This is a genomic window from Gracilibacillus alcaliphilus, from assembly GCF_016909015.1.
Lineage (GTDB): Bacteria > Bacillota > Bacilli > Bacillales > Amphibacillaceae > Gracilibacillus > Gracilibacillus alcaliphilus.
This window is the reverse complement of the sequence record NZ_JAFBFA010000010.1, coordinates 127,200-133,476: the sequence shown is the minus strand read 5'-3', so window position 1 is coordinate 133,476 and position 6,277 is coordinate 127,200. Positions and strand designations below refer to the sequence as shown.

The window sequence follows — 6,277 nt, the reverse complement described above, 5'->3', positions numbered from 1 at the left end:
GAGAAATTAAACAGCCTGGCACCGTTGGAATATCGGTACCAGACTGTTGCATAGATTTTTGTTTTTTCACTGTCTACTTGACAGGGTGCAGTTCAGATGGATCAACTCTCGCTTTTTTTACACATTTCAAAAAGTTCGGCCTTTGATTCTTATGTATATGTCAAGTTTGATTTATTGGATATAACTACTGCAGTTTATCACTTTTCCTTCAAAAACATCGTCATAAACTCCATTCTTCCATCGGTATTTTTTCGGCTAAATAACACCCCTTCTTCAAAACCTGCCTTTTTATATACAGTAATTGCTCTTTGATTAAATAGGGCAACGGTGAGACGGATTCCGTACAGAGGATAACTTTTCTTCACATCCTTGATGATACTTTTAACAAAGGAAAGACCAAGTCCGCTTCCAGTTAAATTGGGATGTAATCCCAAACCAAGATCCAGGCATTCCGTGTTATCATAGACATGATAGCGATGACCGGCAGGCACTTGGGCAGACTTACCAATACAATAATAACCGATAATATCATCAACTGTGCTGTGCAAAGCAAAGTGAAAACCATTTAGCAGTTCTTCGATTGCTTCATCGGTGGTATCCATATTATATATAGAATACGGCTCGCTATAAACCCATTGCGATATTTCCTGGGCTGTTGTCAAATCCATTTCTTTAAATTTCATTATACTTCCTCCTTTATACACTTCGTCCCTTGTTTATGAATAATAGTCTATTGCTGTATAAACTCAGCTCCCTCAGCCGACGCCGCTCCTGGAAAACCCTAGTTATTCTATATTTGACAATACCATTTTTATTCAGCAGGCAAAGGCAATTCAACGGAATATTCACACATAGCTCAACCCTATAAAAGGCCGACCAAGCACAAGCCGATTTCAAGACATAGATTATGTATTCGGCATATTAAATCTCATTTTTCGTGATATCGTTTGCAATCCTATTTGTTCATAAAAATTAATGGCTTGTTTACTAAACTCATATACGTTTAATTCCAGGGAATCTGCTTTCTTTTGCTGTTCCCAATTAAGACAAGCTGTAAATAAAGATCGCCCAATCCCTTGATTCTGATGGGTTCCCTTCACCCGAGATCACTTATATACGCATACTTTCTTGGTACCATCGATTCAAACGGCGGCGATTCTTTAAGTTCTATTACCGCAAACCCAACAATTTCTCTGCTCTCTAGCAACTAAAATATCAGCTTTCTCCGCATGAAGAAGCTCCTCAAAGTAACATTCCGGCAGTATTTTACTATTTTGTTAAACAGAAAGAGCAAAGCTTCCGCATGTTCCTCATGTCCTTCTTTAATAACCGCATTTAATAACTCATAATCATCAGTTACTGCAAAATCGATTTCCACTTCTGCACCTCTTTCCTTTACATACGCACCTTATTTTATCCGTCTTAGTATACTAAAGAAAATTCCTTGATACGATTATGACACCATATTAAGATAACTGCAATGTGGTAATGATCCCGCCCAAATAAAAACGGTGTTCCGGCAATTTTGTTTGGAATATTCTTTTTATAATTAAAGCTTTAACTCACCCATTCGCAAATGCTCCACAATAGCCTGTGAGCGCCCCTTAACACCCAACTTTTGCATGGCATTTATGATCTATAATAATTGCGAACCAAAACAAACTTTAAGCTTTAGTTGTGTCATTTTAATAAATTCAGTTTTTTATAGTTTTTTCCATATCCGATTAAGAAACCATATAAAAAATAATTGCAATGTGGCACTGATCCAATTAAGCACAAATAAAAAAGGTGTTCCGGCAATTTTGATTGGAACACCCTTTTTAATTAAAGCTTTAACTCACCCATTCGCAAAAGCTCCACAACAGCCTGTGAGCGCCCCTTAACACCCAACTTTTGCATGGCATTGGAGATGTGATTTCTCACTGTTTTTTGCGAGATAAACAACTCATCAGCGATTTCCTTGGTTGTTTTGTCTTGAACCAATAGTTCAAAAACTTCTTTCTCCCTTTTGGTTAGTAATTGCTTCGGCTTATAATCATTGTCTCTCAAATGTGAACCCCTCCTTGCTATCTTTCAGGGCGCTGATCAAGAGGGTAATTACTCAGTCCATTTATCATATGACGCCAAAGCAAAAGGGTGCTCTACAAACGTCTAAATATGTGAAAAAAATAAAAGATAAGATATTCTCTGTGTAAGAGCGGCATTCAAAAGAAAAACCGTATCGATTACTACCAGTTCCATTAGGCAATGATCCAGGAAATCACTTTTTTTATTCAGCGTTCTGCTGGTCTTAAACAACAGTGGCTGTCTACTGTTGTCTATGGTAGATTGACTTAGATTTTAGCTGGTAACTATTCCTTCCTGTTCTAGCATTGCCAAGCATTCCAGCAAGATGACACCACTTAATTGAATACTTAGATCCACACCTGCTTCTAAGTCAGGCCGTTCACTCCAAAGATGATGAAATATTATCTTTTCTTTGTCTGTACCATGCTGCCAGATGGTCTCAGCATTCTTCTCCAGATAGTCACGAATGACAGCCGTCCTGCTCGGTGCAGCAGTAATTAATTCGGTAAAATAACGAACCATAATACCTTTAAACAAGCCGCCATCACCATTTCCTTCACTTTGGAGCACATCATGTTCTTGATCATGAAGCTTATCAATGGCCGTATGTGCCGTCTGAAGTGCTTTTTCTAAATATATATCCTTATTGGTTATTCGATAAAGCTCCACTGCACCTCCGACATACACTCCCTGGCAATATGTAAATTCCCAGTCAGCGTCAATTTGGCCATCACCAAGGCGGTTGATACCGTCCATTACGAAACCTGTCGCTGCATCTATAAGGTACTCATCCAGCCAGACAAAGATTTTTTTTGCCCATTCCAAATCTGCTTTGTCACCGAAGCATTGATACAATCGAGCTGCCAAGATAATCGCTGGTCCATTAGCTGGTGTATTTTTGTAGTCAAGTTGGTTTTTATGCCATGCAATCCCGCCATCCATATGATCATTCCAACCTGTCTTAATATCTTCCCATAAGCAGCGCACATCGGTTAAGTAAGTATTGTCTTTCGTTATTTGATATGCCCGAAGTAAAGCAAGGGCAAGCCATTCCATATCATCATATAACAGATTCCGCGGCTGTCCGCCATTGCGGAAAATAAGTCCACGGTACTCCTTTTCAATAAAGACAGTAATGGTTTCATCTTTGCTACGATGATACGCATCTATTAAACTGTCAATTGCATGCGCATACCACCAATAGTGAAATGTCAAGTTACTGTAGTTATCTGGATTGGGGTAATGATTATTAAACATTTTTAATTGATCATTCCAGTAGTTGCGCTTTAAACTGTCAAACGCCTCTTGTGCACGGCTTGACCATTTCTTTGTTCTATTCATAACAGCCTCCCTATAAGTATGTTACATTTTTCTATAACTTGATTGATTAAAAACTTCTATCTCATATGCATACATGCTTGGCCTTCCCACTTTATTGAAAGAATCGCTTTAAATGCCCTGTTGCTTTGACTATTCCTTGCTGTTCTGCTTCCAAGGAGCCCCAATAGCGGTGATCTTCCAGCTCAATACTGACCGAGCCTGTATACCCTAATTGTTCGAGACGGACAGCTACTTTTCCCCAATCGACTTCGCCATTGCCTGGTATGGTATAACGCCATGCTCCTTCTGAAAATAGGTATTTCTCGGAAAAAGTTGGTGGCAGTAAACCATACTCATACTGTTCATCAGTTAATATCTCTGTATCCTTCCCGTGACAATGGTTGATTCGATCACCAAATTCATGTAGGACACGGATATAGTCAATGCCTAACCGAACAAGGTGTGATGGGTCATAGGTCATTCCGAAATGCTGGGAAGGTATCGCCTCAAACATAGCTCGCCATGTTTCAGGTGTACAGCCCAGTGTTGGATAATGCGGTGTTGGTCCTGGCCATCCTTCAATCGCAATATACAATCCTTTTTGTTCCGCATGTTTCACAACTTCCGGGAATGTTTCTTTCCAAATCGCAAAACTTTCCTTGCGGGGCAGAGTGTGATCTTCAGGAACCAAACACATAAATAGCAACCGTCCTCCTAATGAGGCAATGTCTGTCATTTGTTTTTTTACGCTGTCTACCGCTTTTGTGCGACGTTGTTCATCCACACTGAATAATGGTGCAACATCTGTAATATCAACCGTTCCCACTTCAAGATCATTCTTCTCACAAGCCTTTTTTGTTTCAGACGTTAGGCGGGGAACATCTATTACATTTAGGCCATTTCCTGCTGCCCAGCTTGCCACATCTTCTATCCCTAATGCAGCAATTTTTGGTGGGATTCGCATACCGATTTTTGTATTCATTTCATTTATCTCCCCTCTCACTTATTTTCAGACAGGCTTATAACCTACTGATTGATACACCATTTCCGAAAGTTTCACAACCTTTAACGCAAATTCACCTGGTACTCGAATTTCATCTTCCCCACGAATGGCATCGATAAAATTTTTATCAGGATTAGTTGTAGACTGTGGCAGCTCAGGTACAATTGGTTCTTCGCCTGAAAGATGCAGACTGATTTTATTATTGTCATAAAAAATAGCACCCTTTTCACCGCAGAACACATACGTCTCATGCCAAGCAGGTGCATAACCAACAAGATTCAAGCCGGCAATCGCTCCTTCTTTAAACCGAATCGACGTAAATGTATCAATTTCAACTGGTGCCCCTTGTTGAGAAAGCTGCGCGCGCACATCAATTGGCGTTAAGCCCGTCGTCCATAATAGGGCATCAATCACATGACTGCCAGAATCCATTAAAAAACCTCCTCCAGATAGTTTTGGATCTTTGCGCCACGAATACTTATCATCAGCTCCACGCCACCATTGCTGATATAACGATGCGGTAATCGATGTTACTTTGCCAATTTTTCCAGCGGCTATTGCATCATGAATATAAATAAACTCCGGCTGAAAATGACGTTGATAGGACACTTGCATGATGTTTCCAGTTTGTTTTGCTGTCTCTATTAATTGTTCAGCTTCATGTGAGGAACATGTCATCGGCTTTTCAATTAACACGTGCAGACCTTGTTCTAACACGGCAGTTGCTTGCTCAAAATGCAGTGTATGCGGAGAACAGATAATCACCCCATCTAATTCGGCCTGTTCCAGCATATCGCGGTAATCCGAGAATTGTTGTACATTTTCCGCCCTTGCCTTCGTAATAAATCGCTCCCGTGCATCTGCATTTACATCGGTAATGGCCGCAATTTCAACATTGTTTAACTCTAATAACTGACTGACATGAACCTGTGCCATTCCCCCAGTTCCAATAAATCCAATTCGAATATTTTTCAACTGTCTCACTCCTTTTTTATAAGTGCGTGTTCAAAAAGTTTGATAAAAAGGAGCCTCATCGGTTAAGTTCGCAACATCGTGTGCGTCGAAAGTTCAAGGCGGCGCAGCTTTGAGCAGCGGACTTGCACAGGAAGTGTTGACTTCTACGTTACCCACACGATGTGGGTGATCTTAGCAGAAGTTCCTCTATCGCCAACTCCGATATTCGATACGTCATTTTTATTGGACTTTTTGAACGACCTTTATAAGTAATATATGCTTAAACTTTTGATACTTGGCTGGAACTTGCTAAATTTTCTTCAGCATGTTTAAACTTATGAAAAATGGGCAGCAAAATCACCATCGCAAAATACCCAGACACACTGATCATAAAGAAAAAAAATAGAACAGGAAACAAAATCAGTACTTGTGAATAAAAGATAAGCCCGAATAAAAGTGCAACTAGTGAAAACAATACAAATGATACCATCGGATGACTTAAGGAAATGATAGCGGCCAGTTTTAGATGATTGAAGAACGTGGCTTTAAAGTACGTAAATACTGGTAAAAGATATAGAGATAAATTAAATATCAATATCGTCACTACAAGGATAGGTACAGTAAGCCATAATGAAAATTGAGACATGGACTGCATCGCAAGTAAAATCAAGGCCACATTGACGACAAACATAACATAGCCATAAACATTTGCTTTCACGAAGTTTTCTACATAATAGGCTAAAAAAGACGTACATATCCCTTTATTATGACCAATCCTGATGTCTCTCGTTACCATCAATAAAGCCACCGTTGCCGGAAAAACACCAAAGAAACCAAAGCCGCATAACACAAACAAAATCCATAATAGATTCAATCCAGCTGCCCTTGCCACCCATTCCATCCATTTAACCACCTTATTCCCCCCCTCTGTAT

The 6,277-nt window shown here is 39.8% G+C and carries 8 protein-coding genes and 1 pseudogene; all 9 read right to left on the bottom strand.

The features are described from left to right. Window positions 1-197 precede the first annotated feature (197 nt). Complete coding sequence (locus JOD18_RS09930; RefSeq protein ID WP_204668864.1) at window positions 198-683, bottom strand: GNAT family N-acetyltransferase; 486 nt, start codon at window positions 681-683, stop codon at window positions 198-200. Between the two features lie 222 nt (window positions 684-905). Then, complete coding sequence (locus JOD18_RS09925) at window positions 906-1,100, bottom strand: GNAT family N-acetyltransferase (RefSeq protein ID WP_204668863.1); 195 nt, start codon at window positions 1,098-1,100, stop codon at window positions 906-908. Between the two features lie 107 nt (window positions 1,101-1,207). Next, window positions 1,208-1,378, bottom strand: a complete 171-nt coding sequence (locus JOD18_RS09920; RefSeq protein WP_204668862.1) for a hypothetical protein — start codon at window positions 1,376-1,378, stop codon at window positions 1,208-1,210. A 171-nt stretch (window positions 1,379-1,549) separates the two neighbouring features. Then, a pseudogene (locus JOD18_RS24255) lies at window positions 1,550-1,636 on the bottom strand (helix-turn-helix transcriptional regulator); the annotation flags it as partial. A gap of 188 nt (window positions 1,637-1,824) precedes the next feature. Then, window positions 1,825-2,049, bottom strand: coding sequence for a helix-turn-helix domain-containing protein (locus JOD18_RS09910; RefSeq protein WP_204668861.1), 225 nt, complete (start codon window positions 2,047-2,049; stop codon window positions 1,825-1,827). 291 nt (window positions 2,050-2,340) lie between these two features. After that, a complete protein-coding gene (locus JOD18_RS09905; protein WP_204668860.1) occupies window positions 2,341-3,408 on the bottom strand; it encodes a glycoside hydrolase family 76 protein in 1,068 nt (355 codons plus the stop codon). Between the two features lie 91 nt (window positions 3,409-3,499). Further along, a complete protein-coding gene (locus tag JOD18_RS09900; protein ID WP_204668859.1) occupies window positions 3,500-4,369 on the bottom strand; it encodes a sugar phosphate isomerase/epimerase family protein in 870 nt (289 codons plus the stop codon). A 27-nt stretch (window positions 4,370-4,396) separates the two neighbouring features. Next, complete coding sequence (locus JOD18_RS09895) at window positions 4,397-5,365, bottom strand: Gfo/Idh/MocA family protein (RefSeq protein WP_204668858.1); 969 nt, start codon at window positions 5,363-5,365, stop codon at window positions 4,397-4,399. Window positions 5,366-5,624: 259 nt separating this feature from the next. After that, on the bottom strand, window positions 5,625-6,257 hold the full coding sequence (locus JOD18_RS09890; RefSeq protein ID WP_204668857.1) for a DUF624 domain-containing protein: 633 nt from the start codon (window positions 6,255-6,257) through the stop codon (window positions 5,625-5,627). Window positions 6,258-6,277 lie beyond the last annotated feature (20 nt).